24 protein-coding genes are annotated in these 23,119 nt (G+C 69.2%); 19 read left to right on the top strand and 5 right to left on the bottom strand.

The features are described from left to right. Nucleotides 1-49: 49 nt before the first annotated feature. Entirely contained in the window at nt 50-1,303 is a 1,254-nt protein-coding gene (locus E3O44_RS15670; protein WP_174775092.1) for a cellulase-like family protein, read from the bottom strand. Between the two features lie 253 nt (nt 1,304-1,556). On the opposite strand from E3O44_RS15670, the gene E3O44_RS15665 reads away from it, so the two are divergent. The 5 genes from E3O44_RS15665 to E3O44_RS15645 are packed head-to-tail and all read left to right on the top strand — an operon-like array spanning nt 1,557 to nt 5,013. After that, nucleotides 1,557-1,907 (top strand): PadR family transcriptional regulator, encoded by a 351-nt coding sequence (locus E3O44_RS15665; protein ID WP_134535714.1) that lies wholly within the window; start codon nt 1,557-1,559, stop codon nt 1,905-1,907. After that, complete coding sequence (locus E3O44_RS15660) at nt 1,900-2,976, top strand: DUF1648 domain-containing protein (protein WP_134535713.1); 1,077 nt, start codon at nt 1,900-1,902, stop codon at nt 2,974-2,976. The genes E3O44_RS15665 and E3O44_RS15660 overlap by 8 nt, the downstream gene beginning before the upstream one ends. Then, complete coding sequence (locus E3O44_RS15655) at nt 2,973-3,329, top strand: PLD nuclease N-terminal domain-containing protein (RefSeq protein WP_134535712.1); 357 nt, start codon at nt 2,973-2,975, stop codon at nt 3,327-3,329. The genes E3O44_RS15660 and E3O44_RS15655 overlap by 4 nt, the downstream gene beginning before the upstream one ends. Continuing rightward, nucleotides 3,326-4,255: an ABC transporter ATP-binding protein gene (locus E3O44_RS15650; RefSeq protein ID WP_134535711.1), complete on the top strand. Its 930-nt coding sequence runs from the start codon at nt 3,326-3,328 to the stop codon at nt 4,253-4,255. Before E3O44_RS15655 ends, E3O44_RS15650 begins: the two co-directional genes overlap by 4 nt. Then, nucleotides 4,252-5,013, top strand: coding sequence for an ABC transporter permease (locus E3O44_RS15645; RefSeq protein ID WP_134535710.1), 762 nt, complete (start codon nt 4,252-4,254; stop codon nt 5,011-5,013). The genes E3O44_RS15650 and E3O44_RS15645 overlap by 4 nt, the downstream gene beginning before the upstream one ends. A gap of 197 nt (nt 5,014-5,210) precedes the next feature. Here E3O44_RS15645 and E3O44_RS15640 read toward each other — a convergent pair whose 3' ends face one another. Beyond that, entirely contained in the window at nt 5,211-6,215 is a 1,005-nt protein-coding gene (locus tag E3O44_RS15640; protein ID WP_134535709.1) for a DMT family transporter, read from the bottom strand. Nucleotides 6,216-6,389: 174 nt separating this feature from the next. Here E3O44_RS15640 and E3O44_RS15635 point away from each other — a divergent pair, with 174 nt between their 5' ends. From E3O44_RS15635 to E3O44_RS15615, 5 genes are all read left to right on the top strand, one after another. Further along, entirely contained in the window at nt 6,390-6,950 is a 561-nt protein-coding gene (locus E3O44_RS15635; protein ID WP_134535708.1) for a CGNR zinc finger domain-containing protein, read from the top strand. Nucleotides 6,951-7,125: 175 nt separating this feature from the next. Continuing rightward, entirely contained in the window at nt 7,126-7,578 is a 453-nt protein-coding gene (locus E3O44_RS15630; protein WP_134535707.1) for a helix-turn-helix domain-containing protein, read from the top strand. A gap of 10 nt (nt 7,579-7,588) precedes the next feature. Continuing rightward, entirely contained in the window at nt 7,589-7,933 is a 345-nt protein-coding gene (locus tag E3O44_RS15625) for a HepT-like ribonuclease domain-containing protein (RefSeq protein WP_134535706.1), read from the top strand. Nucleotides 7,934-8,310: 377 nt separating this feature from the next. Next, nucleotides 8,311-8,634, top strand: coding sequence for a hypothetical protein (locus E3O44_RS15620; protein ID WP_134535705.1), 324 nt, complete (start codon nt 8,311-8,313; stop codon nt 8,632-8,634). A 239-nt stretch (nt 8,635-8,873) separates the two neighbouring features. Beyond that, a complete protein-coding gene (locus tag E3O44_RS15615; RefSeq protein WP_134535704.1) occupies nt 8,874-10,424 on the top strand; it encodes an MDR family MFS transporter in 1,551 nt (516 codons plus the stop codon). Between the two features lie 87 nt (nt 10,425-10,511). On the opposite strand, the gene E3O44_RS15610 is transcribed toward E3O44_RS15615, so the two are convergent. Beyond that, nucleotides 10,512-11,108: a TetR/AcrR family transcriptional regulator gene (locus E3O44_RS15610; protein WP_134535703.1), complete on the bottom strand. Its 597-nt coding sequence runs from the start codon at nt 11,106-11,108 to the stop codon at nt 10,512-10,514. An 81-nt stretch (nt 11,109-11,189) separates the two neighbouring features. On the opposite strand from E3O44_RS15610, the gene E3O44_RS15605 reads away from it, so the two are divergent. From E3O44_RS15605 to E3O44_RS15575, 7 genes are all read left to right on the top strand, one after another. Beyond that, nucleotides 11,190-11,642 carry an SRPBCC family protein gene (locus E3O44_RS15605; RefSeq protein WP_134535702.1) on the top strand — a complete coding sequence of 151 codons (453 nt, stop codon included), beginning with the start codon at nt 11,190-11,192 and terminating at the stop codon, nt 11,640-11,642. Nucleotides 11,643-11,845: 203 nt separating this feature from the next. After that, on the top strand, nt 11,846-12,751 hold the full coding sequence (locus tag E3O44_RS15600) for an ABC transporter ATP-binding protein (protein ID WP_134535775.1): 906 nt from the start codon (nt 11,846-11,848) through the stop codon (nt 12,749-12,751). A gap of 3 nt (nt 12,752-12,754) precedes the next feature. Continuing rightward, nucleotides 12,755-13,978: an ABC transporter permease gene (locus E3O44_RS15595; protein ID WP_134535701.1), complete on the top strand. Its 1,224-nt coding sequence runs from the start codon at nt 12,755-12,757 to the stop codon at nt 13,976-13,978. A 177-nt stretch (nt 13,979-14,155) separates the two neighbouring features. Further along, nucleotides 14,156-15,286, top strand: coding sequence for an ABC transporter substrate-binding protein (locus tag E3O44_RS15590; protein ID WP_134535700.1), 1,131 nt, complete (start codon nt 14,156-14,158; stop codon nt 15,284-15,286). Further along, nucleotides 15,276-16,136 carry an ABC transporter permease gene (locus E3O44_RS15585; protein WP_134535699.1) on the top strand — a complete coding sequence of 287 codons (861 nt, stop codon included), beginning with the start codon at nt 15,276-15,278 and terminating at the stop codon, nt 16,134-16,136. Before E3O44_RS15590 ends, E3O44_RS15585 begins: the two co-directional genes overlap by 11 nt. Next, nucleotides 16,124-16,978, top strand: coding sequence for an ABC transporter permease (locus tag E3O44_RS15580; RefSeq protein ID WP_241976373.1), 855 nt, complete (start codon nt 16,124-16,126; stop codon nt 16,976-16,978). Before E3O44_RS15585 ends, E3O44_RS15580 begins: the two co-directional genes overlap by 13 nt. Next, a complete protein-coding gene (locus E3O44_RS15575; protein WP_134535698.1) occupies nt 16,975-18,087 on the top strand; it encodes an ABC transporter ATP-binding protein in 1,113 nt (370 codons plus the stop codon). The genes E3O44_RS15580 and E3O44_RS15575 overlap by 4 nt, the downstream gene beginning before the upstream one ends. Before the next feature lie 21 nt (nt 18,088-18,108). Here the strand turns inward: E3O44_RS15575 and E3O44_RS15570 are convergent, their stop codons facing one another. Then, nucleotides 18,109-19,170 carry a diacylglycerol/lipid kinase family protein gene (locus E3O44_RS15570; RefSeq protein WP_134535697.1) on the bottom strand — a complete coding sequence of 354 codons (1,062 nt, stop codon included), beginning with the start codon at nt 19,168-19,170 and terminating at the stop codon, nt 18,109-18,111. 146 nt (nt 19,171-19,316) lie between these two features. Next, complete coding sequence (locus tag E3O44_RS15565; protein WP_134535696.1) at nt 19,317-21,272, bottom strand: DUF2207 family protein; 1,956 nt, start codon at nt 21,270-21,272, stop codon at nt 19,317-19,319. 344 nt (nt 21,273-21,616) lie between these two features. Here E3O44_RS15565 and E3O44_RS15560 point away from each other — a divergent pair, with 344 nt between their 5' ends. Further along, a complete protein-coding gene (locus E3O44_RS15560; protein ID WP_134535695.1) occupies nt 21,617-22,324 on the top strand; it encodes a hypothetical protein in 708 nt (235 codons plus the stop codon). Between the two features lie 51 nt (nt 22,325-22,375). Beyond that, nucleotides 22,376-23,119 (top strand): wax ester/triacylglycerol synthase domain-containing protein (locus E3O44_RS15555; RefSeq protein WP_241976372.1); only part of this gene is annotated, 744 nt, incomplete at its 3' end.

Raw genomic sequence — 23,119 nt, 5'->3', positions numbered from 1 at the left:
CGCGGGCGACGCCGGCGAGCGGCCTGCGCCGTCCACGCCAGGGAACCGGCTACCCGAGGAGGATCGCCGAGGCACGGCGCTGCCACGCGACATCCGCCCAGAGCGGATGCTGCGGAGCGGCATTCGAGGACAGCACCGCACCCCAGGCTCCGTTGTCGACGGCGGCGTGCAGCCCCGTTTCGGCGAGGTCCTTCCCGACCGGACCCTCTTCGAAACCGGCGTGCAGTGGCGTGTAACCGACCCAGCCCTCGCCGAAGACGACCGGCGTGCTGTGCTGGCGGCCCCACGCGGCGGCGGCCGCGACCCGCGACCGGATCTCGCCGTGCATCCGATCTCGGAACGGGGCATAGCGGTCGTACAGCCAGAGGTCCCAGCCGTCCGGGTCGACGTTGTCGTAGCCGTAGAGCATCTGGTCGGTCACGACGGTCGCGTCGAACCGCCAGCCCTCCGGCCGGCCGGCGTCCGCCCAGGCGGGTGCGCCCGGGCGGAGCAGCCCGCGCAGGGCCGTGTTCGGGAAGTCTTCCGTGCCCGAACCGCGGATGTCGATCGTCTGTTGCAGCGCATCCAGCACCCCGTAGGCGTAGATGTGGAACTGGCCGACCTGCAGGTCTGCCGGCAGCGACTCCCAGTCGGGGTGCGGCGGCTTGCCATAGCTGACCGTCGTCAGGATGCCGGGGAACTGCCGGGAGACCGTCTGCACGGCCCGCTCCAGCGTGGCGCCGTCGGTGGGAACCCGGGAGAAGTCGACCTCGTTGTGGAGCTCGAGGAAGGCGACCAGGTCGAGACACCCGTTGTCGTCCAGGACGTGCAGCAGCGTGATGTTCGCCGAGGCGAGCGCGTCCATCCGCTCGGCGAACGGGACGGCGTCGATCGCTCGCCACCAACGGTCGTCGGCGGCGAACGCGGGTGACTGCTGGTACTCCCACGATGACAGGATGACGACGAAACCGTGGCGGCGGGCGGCAGCGAAGAGAGCGAGGAGCCTCTGCAACAGGGGCACCGAGTAGCCGCCGGTCACGTTGTACCAGCGGGTGCCGTCGCCGAACGAGCCGCCGCCCGGACGGGGACCGAAACCCGAGATCGCGAGGTCGGCCGGTAGCGCGTTCGGCCCGAACAAGTAGAGGGGTGCTGCGCAGATACGCACGGTGTTGTAGCCGCGCTCCGCGGCCTCGGCGAAGGCGCGGTCGAGATCCGCGAACGGTTCGCCCGGGCCGGCCTGGGTGTACCAGGAAAAGTCCCAGAGGGTGATCACCAGCCGGGCTGGCAGATGAGCCGGGATGTCCCCGCTTGCTGCTTTCGACACGGGCACATCCTCCAGGGTCTCGTCGTCACTGACAGGCTCGTGCAGTGGAACACCCGAAACGTATCGCGGGCGGCGGCGTGATCGTCAGGCTCGGAGACCTGCGGATATGGACGATCCGACTGCAATCGCGTGGCGTGACGCCGCGCGGGAGAGCGCAACGGATGCGCCTATCCGGCGACGGTAACGTGTGTTACCTTGTAGTTGGCATAACAAGCAACCGGGTTTCACAAGGTACAGGTGACGAGGCGGGACGATGGCGATCGAGGGCGAGGCGATTCCGTCTCAGTTGCGCAAGGGCGTCGTCGAGCTGGCTGTGCTCGCGCTGCTGCACCGCGGCGAGGCCTACGGTGCCGAGATCGTCGACCGGCTCGTCCGGTACCCGGGCCTCGCGATCAGCGCCGGCACCGCGTACCCGCTGCTGAACCGGCTGAAGAAGAGCGGCCTGATCACCTCGGAGTGGCAGGAATCGCCGGTCGGCCCGCCGCGCAAGTACTACCGGCTGTCACCAGCGGGCGAGCGGGCCTTCGTCTCGATGACCAAGGTCTGGACCGCGATGAGCACCGACATGACCGACCTTCTGGGAAAGGACACGACCCATGCGTGACGCCTCCGAACCGCTACCCGGCGACGGACTCCCGCCCGTCGGTGCGGACGCGCTGCTGGACGACTACTTCGACCGCCTGCGCGCCGCCGCGGTGCGACTGCGCATCGACATCGACGCGGACGCGCTCGCCGAGCTGCTCGCGCACGTCGAGCATCGCCTCGACGGGACCGATCGCAGCGGAGACGAGGCGCGCCGGGTGCTCGCCGAGCTTGGCGAGCCCGAGGCGCTCGCGCGCGCCTATACGACCGACGATCGCGACTCTGACGTCAACGGCGACTTCGACACCGACCGTGGTTCCGAATCCGGCCTCGACCGCGACGGGGGCACGGATGCCGCCGCTCGCGGCCACCGGGACCTCACCGCCGGGAGCGCCGGGCGAGTGCCGCGCACCCACCGGGCCGGCCGGTTCCTCGGCGTTCCGTATGACACCCGCCAGCCCACGTCGGAACGGTTCGCGAGCCGGTCCTGGGATCCCAGCGATCCGAGCATCCTCGTGCCGAAGGCGCTCGGCGTCGGCTGGACGGTCAATTTCGCCGCGCTCGCCGTGCGGGCGCACCTGATCCGGCCGGACGACGAGGACGAGCCGTTCGCCGAGGCGCCCGCACGCGTGGTCACCGCAACGCTCGCCGCACCGGTCCTCGCCGGGGTCGCGTTCGCGATCCTCGCGGCCGTGACCTGGGCCGGCCTGCCCGACACCGTTCCCTCGCACTGGGGAGCCACCGGGGAACCGGACGGTTACTCGAGCCGCACCGCCAATCTGCTGATCCTGACCGGGTTCATTGTGGTGCCGCTGCTCGCCGCGGCCTGGGTGCACCTGGCCGGGCGTCCGGCGTGGAACCGCGTCGCCGCATCCGCTGGGAGCCTCGCGCTCGCGCTGGTCGCTCTCGTCAGCATGCTGCAGACCCTGTACTCGGTGCAGGGCGGCACCGGAATCTGGCCGACGCTGATCGGCCTGGGCCTCACTCTCGTGCTGCCGTTGGGGCTGCTCGTTGCCGTATCCCGAAGCGGTCGCGCCGCTGAGCAGCGCCGTGACTTCGCGTCGGCCTCGAAGAAGGGTTCCGTGTCATGAATATTCCTCTGTCGTCACTCCCCGGGTGGGCGTGGATCGTGATCGCGGTGATGGCGGTCATCCAGGTCACGCTCGACGTCATCGCCCTGGTCGACCTGTACCGGCGTCCCGCCGACCGGGTGCTCACCGGCAACAAGTGGGTGTGGCTGGCGGTGATCCTGCTCGCCAACCTGATCGGCGCCATCCTCTACCTGGTGGTGGCCCGGAAGCCCGCGGTGCTCGATGCGGCAGCGTCGGCGCCCCGCCCGCCGTCGACCAGCCCCGACGCCGTCGCCGACGCGCTCTATGGGTCACGCAGCGACCCCACCGAGCGGCCGGGCACCGACCCGCGGAGTGAAGCCGGCACTCGATGAGCCTCGCGATCCGTACCAGCGGCCTGACCAAGACCTACGGCGAGCACCGCGCCCTCGACAGCGTCGACCTCGAGGTCGAGGAGGGCTCGATCTTCGGGTTCCTCGGCCCGAACGGCGCCGGCAAGACCACGCTGCTCCGGATGCTGACCGGGCTCGCCCGGCCCACGAGCGGCGTCGTGCAGATCCTCGGGCACGACGTCACGGCGGTGGACGACTCGATCCGCGCCCGGATCGGCTTCCTCCCCGACGTACCCGGCTTTTACGACTGGATGACCGCCGAGGAATTCCTCAGGTTCGTCGGCCGACTCTTTTCGATCGACCGGCGCACCCTGGATGACCGTGTCGGCATGCTTCTCGGACTCGCCGGACTGACCGACGTGACCACCGCGATCGGCGGGTACTCCCGCGGCATGAAGCAGCGCCTCGGCGTGGCCCAGGCGCTGATCAACGCACCCGAGCTCCTGCTCCTCGACGAGCCGACGAGCGCTCTAGACCCGATGGGTCGCCGCGACGTGCTCGACATGCTCACCTCGCTGCGCGGGCGCACCACCGTATTCTTCTCGACGCATATTCTCGCCGACGTGGAGCGGGTCTGCGACACCGTCGCCATTCTCGACCGCGGTCGCGTGGTCGCGCACGGGCCGATCCAGGAGCTGACCTCCCGGTATGCCGAACGCAAGGTGATCCTCGAGGTGACGGATGCCGCGGGCGACCTCGCGCAGGACATCTCCCGAGAGCCGTGGGCGGCATCCGTTGCCGTGGGCCCGACCGGCGCCCTCGAAATCACGGTCACCGACATGGACGCGGCCCGCCTGGCCATTCCGGTGCTCGTCGCCGGGAGACACACCGGGCTCTGCCGCATGGACGCCGGTGAGCTGGGCCTCGAAGACGTCTTCGTCAGCCTGGTCGGAGGGGGAGCACGATGAGGGGATTCGCGGCGTTCGCGCGCAAGGAGTTTCTCGAGATCGTGCGGACCTGGCGACTCTGGGTGCTCCCGGGCATCGTGCTGTTCTTCGCGCTGACCGGCCCGGTGATGGCCCGGTTCACGCCGGAGATCCTCCGCGCGGTCGCCGCAGACCAGCTCGGTCAGTTCACGCTGCCCGACCCGACCTACGCGGATGCCTACACGGGCTGGATCAAGAACCTGTCCCAGATCGTGCTGTTCGCTCTGATCATCGTCTACGGCGGCATCGTCTCCTCGGAGCGGCGCAGCGGCACCGCGGTGCTCGTGCTGACCAAGCCGGTGTCGCGTGGCGCGTTCATCCTCGCCAAGGCCACCGTGCACTCGGTATTCCTCGCGGTGCTCGTGGTCGCGGGCACGCTCGTCACCTGGGGAGGCACGGCGATCGTCTTCGGGGAGGCGCCCGGGGGTGCGCTCTGGTCGGCGTCACTCGCCTGGCTGGTGTTCGGCATCCTGTTCGTCGCCCTGATGACGCTGTTCTCGGTGCTGATCAGTCCCACGGCGGGAGCCGCCGGCGCCGGGCTGGGCGCGTATGCGCTCGTGTCGATCGCCGCACTCTGGACGCCGCTCGGCACCTATTCGCCGGCCGCGCTGACCGGCGTGCCGACCTCGCTCGCGCTCGGGAAGTCCGTCGAAACGTTCTGGCCGGTCTGCACGGCCTTGCTGCTGGCTGCGGCCCTGGTCGCGCTCGCGGTGACGGCGTTCAAGCGCAAGGAACTGTAGCCCTGGCGGGCGGGACCTGCGCCCGTCTCGGCAGCCCGCGTCCGAAACGGCGGGTGCGGGTTGCCGAAACCGGCGCGGGCGCGGGGCGAAGGGGGCGCGGGCTGCCGAAACCGGCGCGGGCGCGGGGTGAGCGGATGCAGCGCGGCCGGTGAGCCGGACGCCGGCGGCGACGGGCGGCATCCGCTTGGAGGTGCTCGTCAGCCTCGGTATTCGTGGGCCGGTGCCGGCTCGACGACCCTGGCGTCGACCATGACGGGCAAGGGGACGAGCAGGTCGAGCGCGGCGGGAACGGCGGTTTCGGAGCCGGCCGCACGCACGGCCGCGATGCCTCCGAGGATGAGCGCGCCGCCGAGGAGCTGGAGCGGCGTGAGCTGTTCGCCGAGCAGCAACCAGGCGAACAGGGCGGCGAAGACGACCTCGAGCAGCGAGACGAAGGAGGCGAGCCTCGACCCGAGGGCCTCGGCGGAGGTGATTCCGGAGACGTAGGCGAGCGCGGTGCTGACGAGCGCGACGATGACGAGCGGCACCCACCACGGCAGGGCGGCGCCCGCGAGAGGCACCGGGCCGAACGTCGCGGCGAGCGGGAGAACGCCGGTGAGGCCCAGCGCGCCGAGCACGAGGCCGCCGAGCACGAGTCCCGCGGCCGCGAACCCGACCGGTGGCAGTCCGTCGCTCGGGCGGGCGGCGATCACGAAGTAGATCGCGCAGCCGACCATGGCGCAGGCGGCGAAGGCGAGGCCGAGCGGGTCTACGGCGCGAATCGCGCCGGGGCCGACCACGAGCACGAGCCCGCCGACGGCGAACAGCGACCCGACCAGAACCAGGGCATGCGGGATGCGCCGGGTCATCACCCACACGACGCCGACCAGAAGCAGCGGCGCGAGAAGTTCGATGAGCGCGGCCGTGGCCACGGGAATGGTCTGGATTGCCGCGAAGTAGAAGAACTGGGTGGACGCGACGCCGGCGACGGCCATCGCGAGCACGCGCCACCGTGCCCGCCACAGGGCGGGCCAGGATCCGCGCAACGAGATCAGGGCGAGCGGCAGCAGCACGAGCCCGCCGAGGAGCACGCGTGCGGTGACGGCGGCGCTCGGGGACCAGCCGGCCTCGAGCAGGGGCTTGATGAACGCGCCGGAGGTGCCGAAGGAGAGCGACGCGATGACCGCCACGACGAGACCCGCGGAGGGGGACGAGATCTTCATGGGACTCCTTCGGTTGTCTGTGGCTGGCTGCTTCTGTCGCGCGCTCTGTTGCCGCGCGCTGCGGCAGGGTGATGCTGCCGAGCTTGACTGCCGCGCACAACCACCGCGCGCAGCGTTACGGTCTACAATTGGGTATGACCATAACGTTAGGCGATGGTCGGGTTAGGAGTCAACATGCAGTTTGCCCATGACACTGTGGAGTCTCTCGAGTTCGCGGTTGACCTCGGCAATACCGATCCCGCGGCCTCCCGGAGCGGCACGGATGAGCTCGCGACCCTCGACCAGCTCTCCGACTTCATCGCCGGGTACCCCTTCTCCGGTCGCATCGACGGCGACGAGCGCGAGCGGCTCGACGTGCTGCGCGCCCGCGACGAGGTGCGGCTCGTCTGGACCCTTGACCGCGACGCCGCGGCGCTCCAGGTCAACGCCATGCTCGCCGAGGCCCGGGCCATGCCGTACCTCGCCCGGCACGACGCGTCCGACTGGCACCTGCACGCGACTACGCCCGATGCCCCGCTCGGCGAACGCCTGCGGGTGGAAGCCTCGCTGGCCCTGATGGACGTGATCCGGATGGACGAGATGCGGCGGCTGCGCAGCTGCGAAGCGGATGACTGCGCCGGCCTGATCCTGGACCTCTCGCGCAACGGGTCCAAGCGCTTCTGCAGCGCGCGCTGCGGCAGCCGGATGAACATGATCGCCTTCCGGAAACGGAAGGGCGCGGGCGCGCAAGACTGAACCGGGTCTCGCGGAACGTTATGTCGGAGATTTTCGCGACTCGCGGCATCCGCTGCCGGGAAACGCGGCGTGTCGCGAGAATCTCCGACTGTGCGCCGCGGGCGTGGATGCGCGCGGGCGCAGGACCCTGCAACCAGCCCATCGCGGCAATATAGCTGCGAGCTATACTCGCGGCATGACAACCTCGGAGCGCATTCTCGAGGCACGCACGCGCGCCGGGCTCTCGCAGAGCCAGCTCGCCGTGCGCGCCGACGTGCCGCAACCGAATCTCTCCGCCTATGAGTCCGGTCGGGTGCAGCCGCGCCCGGAAACCCTTGCCCGCATCCTGGCCGCGACTGCCGAGCGACCATCGGTCGTGCTGCAGCGGGGTCGCGAGCGCGTGCTCGAGCTGGCCGCCCGCCGCCGCGCCGGCCATGTACGAGTCTTCGGGAGCATCGCCCGGGGCACGGATGTCGCCGGCAGCGACATCGACCTCCTCGTCGAATTCGCGCCCGAGGCCTCCCTCCTCGATGCGGCGGGCCTGGTCCTCGACCTCGAGCACCTTCTCGGCGTGCGGGTGGACGTGATGAGCGACCGGGCCGAGGGCAGCATCCGCGATCGTGCCGTCGCCGAGGCGGTGCCGCTGTGAGCGTGACCCGATGACCCACGAGTTCGACCGCACGGATGCGCTGCTCGCGGACATCCGCGACCTCGTGCGTCATGTGCGCCTCATCACCGCCCGCGGCCGGGAGGTCTTCTTCGACCGGGCGGACCGAACCCAGCAACTCGCGGCCAAGGCCATCGTGATCGATCTGCAAACCGCGGTCGAGCGGTTGCCGGACGCATACCGGGACAAACACCCGGAGGTCGCGTGGGCGGAGTTGCGTGCGATGCGGAATTACCTAGCCCATGACTACGCGAACACGGACTATCAGATCGTCTGGAACGCGCTCGTCACGGACTTTCCCCGGCTTCTGCGGCAGCTGGGCCTTGCCGAGAGCTGAGGTAACGGATTCAGTGCACCTTTCCCGATTCCCTTGCGCGATCGTGCGAACGACGGGTACCGTGGCAGCAACGCCACACGACGAGAGGAGCCGTCCCATGATTCAGTCAAACTTTTCCGCAGTGAACTGCCTCGCCGCCGGCCTCGTCGGCGTCTTTACCGCCTGACCGGCGCGAGTTTCCACCACCGGTTCTGCGGTGGCGACGCCCTCGATGCCCGCTCGCAGCCGGCGCTTTGCGCGCCCCGGGATCAGTCCCGTTCCCTGACGTCGCATACCTGACGACGTCCATTCTTGCGCCGCTTCGGCGGCCCCGCCGGTGCAGCAGACGGATGCCTCCGCATCCGTCCTGCGCGCCGTCACAGTGAGGCTCAATCACCATGACCATAACCTTGCCGACCGATCCCGGTCGCCACGACCACCCGCTGCCCACGCAGCACGAACCGGAACCACCGTCCGCATCGGAACCCGAATCCGTAGTGGAGTCGGTTGCGCCGCAGCTGCGGCCTCTCGGCCGGGTCGATCGCCTGGCGCTGCACCTGGGTGTCGCGTTGATCCGGTGGGGGCGGCGGCCGCGCCCGGCGCGCCCGGTCGCATCCGTCGACTGGGAGGTGCTGCGGCGGGTGCGCGAAGAACGCGAGCGCGCTCTCGAACGCCAGCACGCGGACCTGCTCCGCTACCGGATGACCACTCCCTATCGGTGAGGGAGGGTGCGAGGCCGACCGGGCCTCGCGCCCTCTCGACGCAACGTCGGAGATTTTCGCGACTCGCGGCATCCGCTGCCAGGAGTTGCGGCGTGGCGCGAAAATCTCCGACTTTACGTCTGACCGAGTTCCGCTTCGCCGGAACAATCGGGCGGTGTCAGTGGTTTGAGTTTCAATAGCGACACCGCCTTACATCTGCACCGCCTCACATCTTGACCGCACACCTCGACGGGACCTTCATGTCTGAAACCGCCACCGCCAGTACCGACACGAATACAGGCACCCTCGCAGGTGCGTCTGCACACAACACAGCGAGCACGGATGCCGCAACGACCGCGGCCGAGGCGGCCCTCGGTGTCCGCAACCGCCTCGTCATCACCCTGCTGCTCATCTCGACGTTCGTCGTCATCCTGAACGAGACGATCATGGGCGTCGCGCTGCCGCGGCTGATGGAAGACCTCAACATCTCGGCGAGTGCCGCGCAGTGGCTGACGAGCGCGTTCATGCTCACGATGGCGGTGGTCATCCCGATCACGGGGTTCCTGCTGCAGCGGTTCAACACCCGGCCGGTGTTCATCGCGGCGATGACCCTGTTCAGCACGGGCACGCTGATCGCGGCCCTCGCGCCCGGCTTCACCGTGCTGCTCCTTGCCCGAGTGGTGCAGGCCACCGGCACGGCGATCATGTTCCCGTTGCTCCTCACGACCGTGATGACGCTCGTGCCCGCCGCACACCTCGGGCGGATGATGGGCAACATCTCCATCGTGATCTCGGTCGCACCGGCAATCGGCCCGACGATTTCCGGCGCGATCCTGAGCGTGCTCGACTGGCGCTGGATGTTCATCCTGGTGCTGCCGATCGCGCTGACCGCGCTCGTCGTGGGCGGCATCCTGATGAAGAACGTGACCACGCCGACCAAGACCCCGATCGACGTGCTCTCGGTGATCCTCTCCGCGCTCGGCTTCGGCGGGCTCGTCTACGGGCTGAGCAACCTGGGCGCCGCGAGTGGTGGCATCGGCTCGGTGTCCGGCTGGCTGCCCCTGGCCGTCGGTGTGCTCGGCCTCACCGCGTTCATCCTCCGCCAACTGTCGTTGCAGAAGCGCAACCGCGCCCTGCTCGACCTGCGCACCTTCCGCTCGCGCACCTTCACGTTCGCGATCGTGATGATGGCGATCAGCATGATGGCCTTGTTCGGCACCATCATCCTGCTGCCGATCTACATGCAGACGGTGCTCGGCCTCGACGCGCTCACGACCGGGCTGATGCTGCTGCCGGGCGGACTCGTGATGGGTCTGCTCGCGCCAGTGGTCGGGCGCCTCTACGACCGGTCGGGCCCGACCGGTCTGCTCATCGTCGGCTCGGTGATCGTGAGCGCGGTGTTCTGGTCGATGACCCTGCTCAACCAGCACAGTGCGCCCTGGCTGGTGCTCGCCGCGCACGTCACCCTGAGTCTCGGCCTCGCCCTGCTCTTCACCCCGCTGTTCACCGCGGGTCTGGCCGCCGTGCGCCCCGAGCTCTACTCGCACGGCAGCGCGATGGTCGGCACGATCCAGCAGCTCGCCGGCGCCTTCGGCACCGCTCTGTTCGTCACCGTGATGTCGTCGGTCGCGGCGTCGCAGCTGTCGACCGGCGCGACGGGGGTCTCCGCGACGAGTGCGGGCATCCAGGCCGCCTTCTTCTGCGGCGCCGTGATCTCCCTGTTCGCGATCCCGGCCGCGTTCTTCATCCGGCGCGCGCCGGCAAGTGAGGGCGCGGATGCCGGTGCGCCCGCCGGAGCGCACGCGCACTGACCCGAGCGACCCGTATTGAGTTGCCCTGACGATGTGACGTCTGCCGGGCGGGCCCGGGTCGGGATCCCGGCCGCGGGCGGTCCCTCGTCAGGGCAGCTGGGCGGCGAGGACCGTCACGGCGTGCTGGCGCGCGGCGGCAATGATCTCATCATCGCTGAAATCCGTGCCGGCGGCCGCGTTCACGGCCGCGTTGATGCTCAGGAGGGCCATCCGAAGCTGAAGTTCCGCGATGGGGGTGTGGTTCGGGAGCAGCGGCGCCAGGGCGTCGACAATCGCGATCAGCGTGGACCCGATGCGCTCGCCGGCCGACGCGGTGGTCGAGCGTGCCAGGAGCGGATTCGCTGACATGAACCGGATGCCGCGGAGCTTGTCGCCGCTGAACGAATCGACCCAGCGCAACACGGCCGTCTCGATGAGGGCGGGGTCCTGAGGCTGGCCGGCGATCCATTCCAGGAGGTCTTGTGCCTCGTCTCCTCGCTGTTCGAAAAGCGAGCGGAGGAGGTCCTCCTTGCCGGCGAAGTGGTAGTACAGGGACGCCTTTTTGATGCCGAGCACGCCGGCGATCTCCCGCATCGTCGTCACCTCGTACCCCTGCGTCGTGAAGAGGTCGGTCGCCACCTGCTGGATCGCGGCACGCGTTTCCGGCCCGGAACGCCGCTCGGGCGAGGATGTCGTGGTACTCATCGTGCCAGCCTACCGCACGGTAGGGTAGGCTACCTACCGGCAGGTAGTCTGTCCGTTCAGTGTCACCGAGGGAGGAACACAATGAGTCACTACAGCGTCGCTCGCGAGTACCCATACCCGATCGAGGATGTCTGGACAGTGGTGACGGACCCGGACTATGTCGCCCAGTGGACCACCACCGGCCAGGGCGGCCGACCGGACGGGTTCGTCGCCATCCCGGGAACGCAATTTCAGCTCGTGGGCAAACCCACGATCGGCTGGGCCGGTGTCGTCTACTGCGAGGTGGTCGAGGTCGACGCCCCACGCCTGCTGCACTACACGTGGAAGGGGGACAAGGACGCCGACACGGTCACCCAGGTGCGATACCGGCTCGAGCCGATGCCCGGCGGTACCCGCTTCACCGTGGAACACACCGGGTTCACCGGGTTGGCCGGGTTTGCGATGTCCCGGCTGCTCGGCAGCGTCCGCCGGAAGATGCTGACGGTCGGCATCCCCCCGGTTCTGGCCGAATATCAGCGGAACCGGGCGGCCTGACTGAGTGACGGGGTGTCGGAACGGCGGCGCGCGGCGTGCGTCGCGCAGCCCCTCCGGTGTAGCGTCGTGGTAACGAAATTGGGGGATTTTTCAGCATGGCGTCTTCACTGCTCAGTTCACTCGATAAGCCCGATCAGCAGGTTGTTCCGCGGAAGGACCCGCGGCAAGACAGCGAGCCGCTCGTACACATCAGCAACTTCCGGATGGACTTCGGCCGCACGACCGTGATCCGGGACCTGTCCTTCGACATTAACCGGGGTGAGACCTTCGGGTTCCTGGGCTCCAACGGATCCGGCAAGACCACCACCATCCGTGCCCTGCTCGGGATCTACCAGCCGACCGCCGGCCTGCTGCACATCAACGGGAAGCCGTTCAGCCCCGAAGATGGCGGCACGCTCGGCTACCTGCCCGAGGAGCGCGGCCTCTACAAGAAGGAATCCGTCATCGACGTGATGACCTACTTCGGCCGCCTGAAAGGGCTCAGCCGTTCGGCCGCGCACGCCTGGTCGCTGCAGTATCTCGAACGGGTCGCCCTCGGCGACAAGGCAAAGCTGCGGCTCGACAAGCTGTCGGGCGGCCAGCAGCAGAAGGTGCAGCTCGGCGTCACCATCATGAACGACCCGGAGCTGCTGATCCTCGACGAGCCCACCAAGGGGTTCGACCCAGTCAACCGGAAACTGCTGATGGACATCATCGAAGACCAGAAGCGGGCCGGAGCGACCGTGCTCATGGTGACCCACCAGATGGAGGAGGTCGAACGGCTCTGCGACCGGATCGTGCTCCTGAAGAACGGCACGGTGGAGGCCTACGGCACGGTCGAGGACGTGCAGGAGCAGTACGGCGGAACCGTGGTCCGAATCCGGTACACCGGCGACATCCCCGAGTCACCGCACTTCACGGTCACCCTCCGGGAGAGCAGCTACGCCGAACTCACCGTGACGGGTCCGATCGACGAGGCCGTCATCCTGCGCGAACTGATGGATGCCGGGGTGACCGTTCGCGAGTTCACCGCCGGTCGTCCTTCGCTCGATGACATCTTCGTGGCCGTTTATGGCGATCAGAACCCCGGCGCCACTGCCGGCGAACGCACCGGAACGGCAGGGGAGTAGACCATGGCTCGGCACAATCTCGGCACGGTCGTCTCGTTCGAAGTCACCCGCACGCTCAAGAAGAAGCAGTTCTGGCTCACAACCCTGCTCGTCCCGGTGGTGATCGGCATCGTGATCGCGCTCATCGTGCTGTCCAACACCGCCACGGACAGCAAAGTGGACTCGCAAAAGGACGCGACCCTCCGGTTCACCTACAGCGACGCATCCGGTTACATCGACCCGGCCATTGCCACCGCATTCGGCGGCACCCTCGCCACAGACCCCGACCAGGCGATCGCCGACGTGAAATCGGGACAATCGGCGGCCTATTTCTCCTATCCGGCCCAGCCGACGAAGGAGGCCACCACGGCCTACGGCGCCGACCTCGGCATCTTCGACAACGGCAAGTACTCCTCGGTGGCCACCCAGCTGATGGTCGCCAGCGCGCAGGAGAAGATCGGCGACCCCACCCTGACCGGGCTGGCGCGCGGCTCCTTCCAGGTCGACGCGGTCACGTACAAGGACGGCGCGGTCTCCGGCGGGATCCTCGGGGCCATCGCGCCCCTGCTCTTCCTGCTGATCTTCTACGTCGTGATCGTGATGCTGGGCAACCAGATGCTCACGAGCACGCTCGAGGAGAAGGAGAACCGGGTGACGGAGATGATCCTGACCACCCTGAACCCGACAACCCTGATCATGGGCAAGATCATTTCCCTGTTCATCATCGGGATCGTGCAGATGCTCGTGTTCATCCTGCCCGTGCTGTTCGGCTATCTGTTCTTCCGTACCTCGCTGAGCCTGCCCGACGTGGACTTCTCCCAGCTCATCGTCAACCCCGGCCAGATGGTCGTCGGCGCGCTGCTCCTCATCGGTGGGTTCACGCTGTTCATGGGCACCCTCGTCGCGGCCGGGGCGATCATGCCCACCGCCAAGGAGGCCAGCCAGGTCTTCGGAATCGTGATGGCGCTCGTGTTCGTGCCCCTCTATGCGGTGTCGCTCGTGGTGTCGGACCCGCACGCGCTGATCGTGCAGCTCTTCACGTTCTTCCCGTATTCCGCGCCGGTGACGGCCATGCTCCGGAATGGGCTCGGCTCGCTCAGCCCGCTGGAGTCCGGCATCGTCATCGCTGAGCTCTTCATCCTCGGCGGAATCGTGCTCCGGCTCGCCGTGCAACTGTTCCGCTACGGCTCGGTCGAATACACGAAGCGCGTCTCGCTGCGCACCGTGTTCGCGCGCTCGCGGGGGTAGGCGCGGGAGCCATTCCCTCGGGAGGGAACGGTGACACCGAGCATTCACGAGCTGTTCAGGCGGGCACCGCTGTCCCGTCAAGAGCGTCTTTTAGTCTCTCGGTGACCAGCACCGCGGCAACGAACTGCGCGCGCCGATGCGTGTGCGGCCACTCGCTGCTGGTCCGACGGAGGAAAATTGATCACCCCACGCACCCTGATCACATCCCTGGCGGCAACGGCCGTGATTGCGATCGGCCTCACCGGATGCTCCGGCACGGCCGCGAGCGGAACCACCACCACCGACGCCGCAACAGCCACGAGCCTGAGCGCGTTCGGCGACCTGCCCGCTCTCGAGAGCGCGGCCAAGGCGGAAGGCAACCTCAATGTCATCGCCCTCCCGCGGGACTGGGCGAACTACGGCGCGGTGCTCGACGCGTTCTCGAAGAAGTACCCCGAGATCACGATCAACGAAGCCTCGCCGGACGGCTCGAGCGCCGAGGAAATCCAGGCGGCAGACACCCTCAAGGGCCAGGACACCGCGCCGGACGTCTTCGACCTGGGCCTGGCCGTCGCCCTGTCGAGCACCGACCGGTTCGCCCCGTACAAGGTGGCCACCTGGGCCGACATCCCCGACGCCCTCAAGGAAGCCACCGGGCTCTACACCGGCGACTACGGCGGATACCTCGCCGTCGGCTATGACCCCGACGCCGTCCCGGCGCCGACGCAGCTGAGCGACCTGCTCGGCGCAGCATATAAGGGCAAGGTCGCCATCAACGGCGACCCGACCCAGGCCGGGGCAGCGTTCGCCGCCGTCGGCATGGCGACCGTGCAGAACGGCGGCACCGTCGACAACTTCCAGCCCGGGATCGACTTCTTCACGAAGCTCAACGCCGCAGGCAACTTCGTCAAGATCGACCCGACGCCGGCCACGATCGCGTCCGGCGAGACCCCCGTCGTCTTCGACTGGGACTACCTCAATGTCGGTTACGGCAAGAAGCTCGCCGGTCAGCGCAACTGGAAGGTCGTCGTGTTCCCGGGCACCGGATACGCCGGGTACTACAACCAGGCCGTGAGTAAGGACGCCCCGCACCCGGCCGCCGCCCGGCTGTGGCAGGAGTTCCTCTACAGTGACGAGGGGCAGAACCTGTGGCTCGCCGGTGGTGCACGCCCCGCGCGCGCCGAAGCGATGACGACCGCGGGCACGATCGACGCGGCGCTGCTGAGCGCCCTTCCGAAGGCCCCCACGGCGACCGTGGTCCCGTCCAAAGAGCAGAGCGCGGCCGCGGCCACCCTGCTCGGCTCGACCTGGGCCGCCGCTGTCCAGTAGCACCCGCACGACGGCAGCGGCCTTCGGGCTGCTGCCGTTCGCGGTCTACGTGCTTCTCTTCCTCGCCCTGCCGACCCTGATCGCCGTCGGGACCGGATTCTTCGACAAGTCCGGCAGGTTCACCCTAGCGACGATCGCGGCGCTCGGTAACCCGGTGGTGCTCACCGCGTTCGGCAATTCCCTGTGGCTGTCCGCCCTGACCGCCGTGCTCGGCGCTGTGCTCGGCGCGATCGCCTGTTACGGGCTGCTCGGCGCACGGCCGGACGGTGCCCTCCGCACGGTGGTCGATTCGCTCAGCGGAGTCCTCGCCCAGTTCGGCGGCGTGATGCTGGCCTTCGCGTTCATCGCGACCATCGGCATCCAGGGCATGGTCACGCTCATTCTGCGCGACACCTTCGGCGTGGACATCTTCTCGGGCGGTGTCTGGCTCTACGAGCTGCCCGGGCTGGTGCTGCCCTACCTCTATTTTCAGGTTCCGCTGATGATCATCACGTTCATGCCCGCTCTTCAGGCGCTCAAACCGACCTGGGCCGAGGCCAATGCCAGCCTGGGCGGGAGTACCGTCTCCTACTGGCTGCGGATTGCCGGCCCGGTGCTCGCGCCCTCCTTCCTCGGCAGCCTGCTGCTGCTGTTCGCAAACGCGTTCTCGTCGTATGCGACCGCTGCGGCCCTCACGAGCCAGGGCTCCCAGATCGTGCCCCTGCAGATCCGGTCGGCGCTGACCAGTGAGACCGTGCTCGGCCGGGAGAACCTGGCCGGTGCGCTCGCACTCGGGATGGTCGCGGTGATGGTGGTCGTGATGGCCGGTTATTCGGCCCTGCAATCGAGGGCCGCCCGGTGGCAGCGGTGACCGGCCCGATCGTGCGGGACGGTGTCGCGCACGCTCCCTCGCGCGTCGTCCGCGCCCTGATCCTGGGTGCGATCGGCCTCCTCTTCGCCATTCCGTTCGTGGCCATGGTCGAGTTCACCCTGCGCAAGGGGCTGGCCGGCGGTCACGACTTCTCCCGCTGGATCGCGCTGTTCCAGGGCGGCCTCACCGGACCGTACCGGCAGGTGCTCGTCGCCGTCGGCAATTCGGTCGGCCTGGCCGTGGGAACGGTGCTGATCGTGCTCCTGCTGCTCGTGCCTGCGATGCTGCTGGTGCACATCCGCTTTCCCCGGCTGCGCCGCGTGCTGGAGTTCGTCTGCATCCTGCCGATCAGCATCCCGGCGATCGTGCTCGTCGTCGGATTGGGGCCGGTCTACTCGGTGCTCTCCCGGATCGCCGGCAGCGGAGTCTGGACCCTGTCTCTCGCCTACGGCATCATCGTGCTGCCGTACGCCTACCGGGCGATCCAGGCCAACCTCGACGCCGTCGACGTGCGCACGCTGAGCGAGGCGGCCCGCACGCTCGGGGCCGGGTGGGGGAGCGTGCTGCTCCGGGTGCTCCTGCCCAACCTGCGTCGCGGCCTCCTGGCCGGCGCGTTCATCGCGGTCGCGGTCGTGCTCGGCGAATTCACCATCGCGTCGCTGCTCAGCCGGGTGAACCTGCAGACCGCGCTCGTCGTGGTCAGCAAGGCCGACCCGTACACGGCCGTGATCCTGTCCCTGCTGTCGCTGATCCTCGCGTTCCTGCTGCTCCTGCTCATCGGCCGACTGGGCGCCGAACGCACCCGCTCGCCACGACACCGCCCCATCGGAGGCCGGCCATGACCCGCACCACGAACAACACCTCGACCGCGACAGACGTGTCGCCGAGCGCACCGCCGAAGCTGCACGGAGCCGTCGTCGAATTCTCCGGGGTCACCAAGAATTTCGGGGGACATCGAGCCCTCGACGGATTCGATCTCACCCTGCACGCCGGCGAGTTCGTGGCGCTCCTCGGCCCGAGCGGCAGCGGCAAGACCACGGCGCTGCGCGCGCTCGCCGGCCTCGAATCGACGGATGCCGGCATCATCCTGGTCGACGGAGTCGACGTGTCCACCCTCCCCACGAGCCGGCGCGACATGGGCATGGTGTTCCAGGCGTACTCGTTGTTCCCGCACCTGAGTGCGGGCGAGAACGTCGAATTCGGGCTGCGGATGCGTGGAGTCGCCGCCGCGGCTCGCCGTCGCCGAGCCAGGGACGCCCTCGCCCTCGTCGGGCTCGACGACCACTCCGACCGGTTCGCCCACCAGCTGTCCGGCGGTCAGCAGCAGCGCGTCGCGCTCGCCCGTGCTCTGGTCACCGAACCGCGGGTGCTCCTTCTCGACGAGCCGCTCTCCGCCCTCGACGCCAAGGTGCGGGTGACCCTGCGCGAGGAGATCCGACGCATCCAGACCGAGCTGGGCATCACGACCCTGTTCGTGACGCACGACCAGGACGAGGCGCTCGCGATCGCCGACCGGGTCGCGGTCATGCGCGACGGCCGGATCGAGCAGGTCGGCACGCCCGAAGACCTCTACTCCCGGCCGGCGTCGCCGTTCATCGCCGATTTCGTCGGCCTGAGCAACCAGCTGACCGGGGTCGTGCTCAACGGGTTCGCGGAACTGTACGGAACCCGACTGCCCCTGCTCGACCCGTCGCAGGCGGACGGTCCCGTCCTCGTCGCGGTGCGGCCCGAGGACCTCGAACTCGCCGCGGACGGGGTGGACGGGGTGGGCGGCCTCGTCACCGCATCCAGCTTCCACGGGTCGCTGCGCCGCACCCGGGTGCGGTTCGCCGACGGCGCCGAGGTGACGGTGCAGCACGGCGTACGGGTGCACCCCGCGCCCGGCGACAACATGCGGGTGCGCTTCACCGGCGCCCCGGTCTCGGTTGAAGCGGTCACGAACCGGGCGTAGCCGCGTCGTCGGCCGGGCCGGCTACGCGGGCGGGGCAGCCGGGGCGGGCACGCGCACGGTGAGGCCGCCCGGAGAGATCCAGGTCTTGAAGGCGACCGCCGAGCCGAATTCGTCGCCGTCGAGTTCGATCTCCTCCGGCCGGTGAAGGCGCAGGACGAGTTCGGTTCCGGTCGCGTAGTTGAGGGCGTCGACGTCCTTCGTCTTCAGCCGCCGCCCGAGCGGGGTGCGGCTGAGCACCCCGTTCTCCCAGATCACCTTGGCGAGGATCTGCACCCAGCCGAGCACCCCCGTCGGCTTGAGCACGACGATGTCGAAGTGCCCGTCGTCGACGGCCGCGTCGGGGAGCAGCACGATCTCGGCCGGAAGCAGGCCGCAGTTGCCGATCATCACGGTGTGTGCGCGCATGGACTGCGCGGGCTGCTTGTCGAGGCTGTACCGGAAGTGCAGGTCGTTCCGGTCCTGGCCGACGGCGACGAGGGCCTTCGCGTAGGCCAGCCAGCCGACCTTCGCCTTCAGCTCGGAGTCGGTGTTGGCGAGCATCTTGGCGTCGAGGCCGAGACCGGCCATCACCAGGTACGCGTGCCGGTCGACCGTGCCGTCGGCGCGCCGGATGTCGATCATGCCCACGTCGATGGAACGGTCGATCCCGGTGAACGCCGAGCGGACCGAGGCGCCGGGATCGCCGAGGGTGAGCTTCAGGTTGCGGGCGAGCAGGTTCCCGGTGCCCGAAGGCAGCAGGACGAGCGCGCGATCGGTGCCGTGCACGACCTCGGCGACCGCGCGTACGGTACCGTCGCCGCCCGCGACGATGATGACGGATGCGCCCGCCTCGATCGCCTGCCGGGCCGCGCCCTGCCCCGGGTCGTCCTCCGAGGTCTCGAACCAGAGGGTCTCCGGCCAGCCGGCGGCGGATTCTTCGGTCGCGACGGCGGCCTGGAGCGCAGGAAGGTCGACCTTGATCGGGTTGTAGACGACCGCGGCGAGGCCGGTCCGGGTCGCCGCGTCGGCATCGGTGCCGCGCAGGAACGTACCGGGCGCGTCGGTACCGCGCGCGTTGGGGGTGGTCAGGTCGGTGCTCGTCATGGCGGATCCTCCGGGTTGGGCGCGGGGACTCTGTCCCGCGCGGCTCGGCGGCCACAAGGGTGCGACATCCGTCACTGTTAGGACGGTGCCCGGGCGAATTCGTCACGCCGAGTGCCGGGATTTTCTCCCACGGTCCTCCCGCCGGGTCAGGGAGTGCGGGCGAGATCCCTGGGCAGCCACCAGCCACGGGGCAGTTCGCCGGCCGAGGCGAGGTCGAGCTCGCGTCGCCAGCCACGCTCCAGGCCGAACAGGATGGCGTAGGCGAGCAGTGGATCGTTGAGGTCGGCGACCTCGACGGATGCCCGACGCTGGGTGTACAGCGCGCCGGAGGGGCTCTGGAGGAAGTCGATCCGGAGCTGCTCGGCGACCCGGATGTACTCCCGCAGGCCGAGCAGGTGCTCCCGGGCGAGGGCGCCCTTCCGGGTCAGCGGGTAGCGGGTCACGGCGAGCGTGAAGGCGCTGAACGTGACGGCGGCGCTCGCCACGCTCACCCAGAACAGCAACCAGGCCTGCGATTCGATGCCGTCGTAGGCGAGTTGGCGGGAGAGACCCCATTGGAGGGCGGTCGTGGCGATGACACCCCAGGTCAGCAGGTCCCTGACGAAACCGGTCGGCACCCGCCGGTAGCCCTCGGCGAGGGACCGGCGCCATCCGCTCAGGCTCAGCTGCCGGAACGCCGGTCGCAACAGGCCGCCGCGCGCCTCGAGGCGGACGGGGCGCATCGAGCGTTTGGCGGGACGTCTCTTCGTGCTGATGATGCGGGCGTCGCCGAAGACGGCGTTGAGCAGGCCCTTGTCGCCGTCGGTCAGGGCTGTATCATTCACGTATTCGAACTCGTACCAGTGCCGGCCGGCGGGGGAGTTCGCGCCGTTGCCGCCGCCGCCGGCCCTGCCGCCGACCCTGCCGTCGGTCACGGGGCTCACCCGCAGCAGTCGCACGTTACCGCGCACGGCGAGGTCGAGCAGGGAGGCCACAATGGCCCGGCGGCTGCGGCCCAGGATGTGCGAGGCGAGCAGGAGATCGACGCCCGCCTGGGGTGTGCTCTCGGCGATGACGATGCCGCGACCGGAGGCATTCCGCCACACCGTGGCCCGGGCGAGGAGTCCGAGCAGGAGCAGCACGACGCCCACCAGGATCGGCAGGAACGGCGCGAGCAGGCGCATCCACTCGAGCAGCGAGCGGTCGGAGGGGACGAAGGTGCCGTCGGCGAAGTGGAACTCGACCCAGACCGTGCCGAACGGCGGCAGCGTGGACAACACCCGGTTGTGGAAGACCGCCTGCCCGGGCTGGGCGAGGGGATCGTCGTCGGCGACCCGGTCGAACGAGGCGGTGCTGCCCAGGATCGCCCAGGCGACGCCCCAGCTCGGTTCTCCGGTCATATGCCCCGCGAGGGCCTTGTCCATGCGCACGGTCACGTCGACCCCGCCCATGCCCTGCAACCAGCGCTCGCCGGTCACGCTCCAGTTCAGGCTGTCCTCGAACGCGGTGTTCTGGGCGTCCTGGACATGATCGGTCAGCTCGGTCTGCACGTAACGGATCAGGAACCGGTGGTCGCCGACGAGTCGGGCGCCGGTGTCCGTGGAGATCTTCCAGGTGTCGCCGCTGCGGGTGACCGTGAACGGAACGGCGGTGCCCCCGGCATCCGTCACCGAGGTCACCGTGGTGTGCACGGTATGGCCGCGGCTCTCGGCGACCAGGTAGCGGGTGATGCCGGTGGCCGTGGAGTCGGAGCCGAAGATTCCGTCGACGGTCTCGAGCACGGTCGCCCGCGAGTAGCCCTGCGCGTCGGCGTCGAGCGTGTAGTCGACCGCCAGGTTGCGGATCAGGAACTCGTCCGCCGAGGTCTTCGCCGGGTGCAGGTAGTCGTCGAGGGTGTCGGGCGGGGTCAGGTCCTTGCCGAACAGCATGACCAGCCCGGCCAGGGTGAGGAGCACGCACACCGCGCGGAGGATCAGCCGCTTGCGACCGATGCCGGTCGCGTCCGCCCAGTGGTCGAGGCGTTCCAGGCGCCGGCCGAGGGAGGCGACCATTCCGGATGCCGGTGGTGCCGCCGGCGCCGGCGGGCTGGCGTCGTGCGCTGGGCTGGAGCTGGAGTCGGCCATCCCGCCAGCCTAGGGGGCGGTTCCCCTGTGCCGAATTCAGGAGTTGAGGGCGCAGGAGAAGGGTTCGGGCGGCATCCGTCGCACTGGTCTGCGGAATGCTGAGGGGGCGGATGTCCCGACTCCTGAATTCGGGACAGGGCGCGAGGGTTCGAGGTTCGCGGGGATAACGACCCCACCGTTCACGACACGCTGCTACGATCGCGGCCGTCGGGGATTCCGGGTGGGCAAGCGTCGAGCGGTGGGGGAACATGGCGGGCGTGGGCGTCAGACGAGAGGTCGATCCATTCGCTTCCTACCATCGGATTCTACGGCGTCGCCGTTCGACCGCACTGCTCGCGTCAGCCGTGGCCCTGGTCGTAGTGGCCGGAGGGGTTGCCGCCGTGACGATGGCGAGTCCGCGACCGAACGCCATCGCGTCGACCGGCACGCCCGGGCCTCCTTCCGCCGGGGCAGCCGCCGATCCGTCCCTCGTCGGTGAGTCGGTGCCCTCGGCGGCGATCCCGTCCGCGGAAGCGCCGCCCGCGATCCAGGAGCCCGAGTCGAAGGTCCAGGCTCCGACCGTCGCCGAAGGGTCAGGTGCCCAAGCGCTCGGCCCGATGCCCAGGCCTCTGATCCTCGGGTTCACGGCGCTTACGAGCACCGGACAACAGATCAACGTGTCGGTCGGTGACTGTGTCGCCAGGAACCCCGGGGGTGTCGCCGAGGTCGCCCTGCATTCGTATATCGTGCCGTGCGACACCGGCGGTGCGGAACTGGTGACGGCCTTCATCACACTTCCGGATCCGATTCCGTCGGCCGAGATCCTGAACCGGATCGTCTTCGACGCCTGCTTCGCCCAGATCGGGTGGTACACCGTCGTGCGCGATGGCCAGACGTCGCGGAGCAACGTCGAAACCGGCAGTGTCAACAGTGGTGGCTCCATCGGTCAGCCGGCGCGCTGGTGGTCAGTCACCGCCGGGACCCGGTTATTCGCGGCGCGTCGGGACGACGGTGGCACAGTCGAGTGCTCGTCGGGTGCCCTTGTCGCCGAGGGTGACCAGCCCATCCGCTAAGAGGCCTCCCGGCGGCGTCACCGTTCCGCCGGACGGGTATAGCGTCGGGACGTGGCCCCAACCGAGAATCCGCCCATCGATCGGGTCAGCGTGGACGACCTGATGTCGCTCGCCACCGAGCGCGGGTCCTCACCCATGCAGGTCGGCGCGGTGCTCTTCCTCGACAGTCGTACGGGCCTCGACACCGAGGCGGCCCTCGGCGTGCTGGCCGACCGCATCCGCCGGGTGCCGCGGCTGCGGCAACGCCTCGTCGACGTGCCGGTCGGATGCGGCCGGCCGGCCTGGGTCGACGACCCCGCGTTCGACGTGGCGAACCATTTGTCCTCGCGAGTGTGCCCGGCGCCCGGGGGTGAGGCGGCGGTCTTCGACGTCGCCGCCGGGCTGCTCGGTGCGCGGCTGCCGCGCTCCCGTCCGCTCTGGACCGCGGTGCTCCTGACCGGCGTCGGTGCGGGTGCGGCCGGCACCTCATCGGACGACCGCGCCGCGCTCATCATCGTGTTCCACCACGTGCTTGCGGACGGCATGGGCGGCCTCGCCGTGATGTCGCACCTCGTCGACCGTCCGGAGGAATCCCCTCCGCGAAAGCGGGTGAATCGTCGGTCTGGGACGCCCAGACCGACGGCTCACCCGCTTTCGCGAGAGGGAGCCGGTGCGGCGAACCCGGGTTTTCCCCGGCCGATGCCGTCGGTCGGGGCGCTCGCGCGTGACGCGTGGGCGCGCCGGGTTCGCGCAGTGCCGCGGCTGCCGGCCTCGCTGGCGCGCGCGGTCGGCGGGCTGCTCGCGCTGCGCGGATCG

The organism is Cryobacterium algoricola, from assembly GCF_004402485.1.
Taxonomy (GTDB): domain Bacteria; phylum Actinomycetota; class Actinomycetes; order Actinomycetales; family Microbacteriaceae; genus Cryobacterium; species Cryobacterium algoricola.
The sequence above is the reverse complement of the archived record's forward strand: the minus strand, read 5'-3'. Positions and strand labels throughout refer to the sequence as shown.

Excerpts from the sequence above, each read along its gene's own strand:
- E3O44_RS15615 (WP_134535704.1), top strand. The coding sequence starts at position 8,874 with ATGTCTGAAACCGCCACCGCCAGTACCGACACGAATACAGGCACCCTC.
- E3O44_RS15645 (WP_134535710.1), top strand. The coding sequence starts at position 4,252 with ATGAGGGGATTCGCGGCGTTCGCGCGCAAGGAGTTTCTCGAGATCGTG.
- E3O44_RS15620 (WP_134535705.1), top strand. The coding sequence starts at position 8,311 with ATGACCATAACCTTGCCGACCGATCCCGGTCGCCACGACCACCCGCTG.
- E3O44_RS15630 (WP_134535707.1), top strand. The coding sequence starts at position 7,126 with ATGACAACCTCGGAGCGCATTCTCGAGGCACGCACGCGCGCCGGGCTC.
- E3O44_RS15660 (WP_134535713.1), top strand. The coding sequence starts at position 1,900 with ATGCGTGACGCCTCCGAACCGCTACCCGGCGACGGACTCCCGCCCGTC.
- E3O44_RS15605 (WP_134535702.1), top strand. The coding sequence starts at position 11,190 with ATGAGTCACTACAGCGTCGCTCGCGAGTACCCATACCCGATCGAGGAT.
- E3O44_RS15600 (WP_134535775.1), top strand. The coding sequence starts at position 11,846 with ATGGACTTCGGCCGCACGACCGTGATCCGGGACCTGTCCTTCGACATT.
- E3O44_RS15595 (WP_134535701.1), top strand. The coding sequence starts at position 12,755 with ATGGCTCGGCACAATCTCGGCACGGTCGTCTCGTTCGAAGTCACCCGC.
- E3O44_RS15570 (WP_134535697.1), bottom strand. The coding sequence starts at position 19,170 with ATGACGAGCACCGACCTGACCACCCCCAACGCGCGCGGTACCGACGCG.
- E3O44_RS15665 (WP_134535714.1), top strand. The coding sequence starts at position 1,557 with ATGGCGATCGAGGGCGAGGCGATTCCGTCTCAGTTGCGCAAGGGCGTC.
- E3O44_RS15640 (WP_134535709.1), bottom strand. The coding sequence starts at position 6,215 with ATGAAGATCTCGTCCCCCTCCGCGGGTCTCGTCGTGGCGGTCATCGCG.
- E3O44_RS15655 (WP_134535712.1), top strand. The coding sequence starts at position 2,973 with ATGAATATTCCTCTGTCGTCACTCCCCGGGTGGGCGTGGATCGTGATC.
- E3O44_RS15650 (WP_134535711.1), top strand. The coding sequence starts at position 3,326 with ATGAGCCTCGCGATCCGTACCAGCGGCCTGACCAAGACCTACGGCGAG.
- E3O44_RS15625 (WP_134535706.1), top strand. The coding sequence starts at position 7,589 with ATGACCCACGAGTTCGACCGCACGGATGCGCTGCTCGCGGACATCCGC.
- E3O44_RS15565 (WP_134535696.1), bottom strand. The coding sequence starts at position 21,272 with ATGGCCGACTCCAGCTCCAGCCCAGCGCACGACGCCAGCCCGCCGGCG.
- E3O44_RS15635 (WP_134535708.1), top strand. The coding sequence starts at position 6,390 with ATGCAGTTTGCCCATGACACTGTGGAGTCTCTCGAGTTCGCGGTTGAC.
- E3O44_RS15575 (WP_134535698.1), top strand. The coding sequence starts at position 16,975 with ATGACCCGCACCACGAACAACACCTCGACCGCGACAGACGTGTCGCCG.
- E3O44_RS15610 (WP_134535703.1), bottom strand. The coding sequence starts at position 11,108 with ATGAGTACCACGACATCCTCGCCCGAGCGGCGTTCCGGGCCGGAAACG.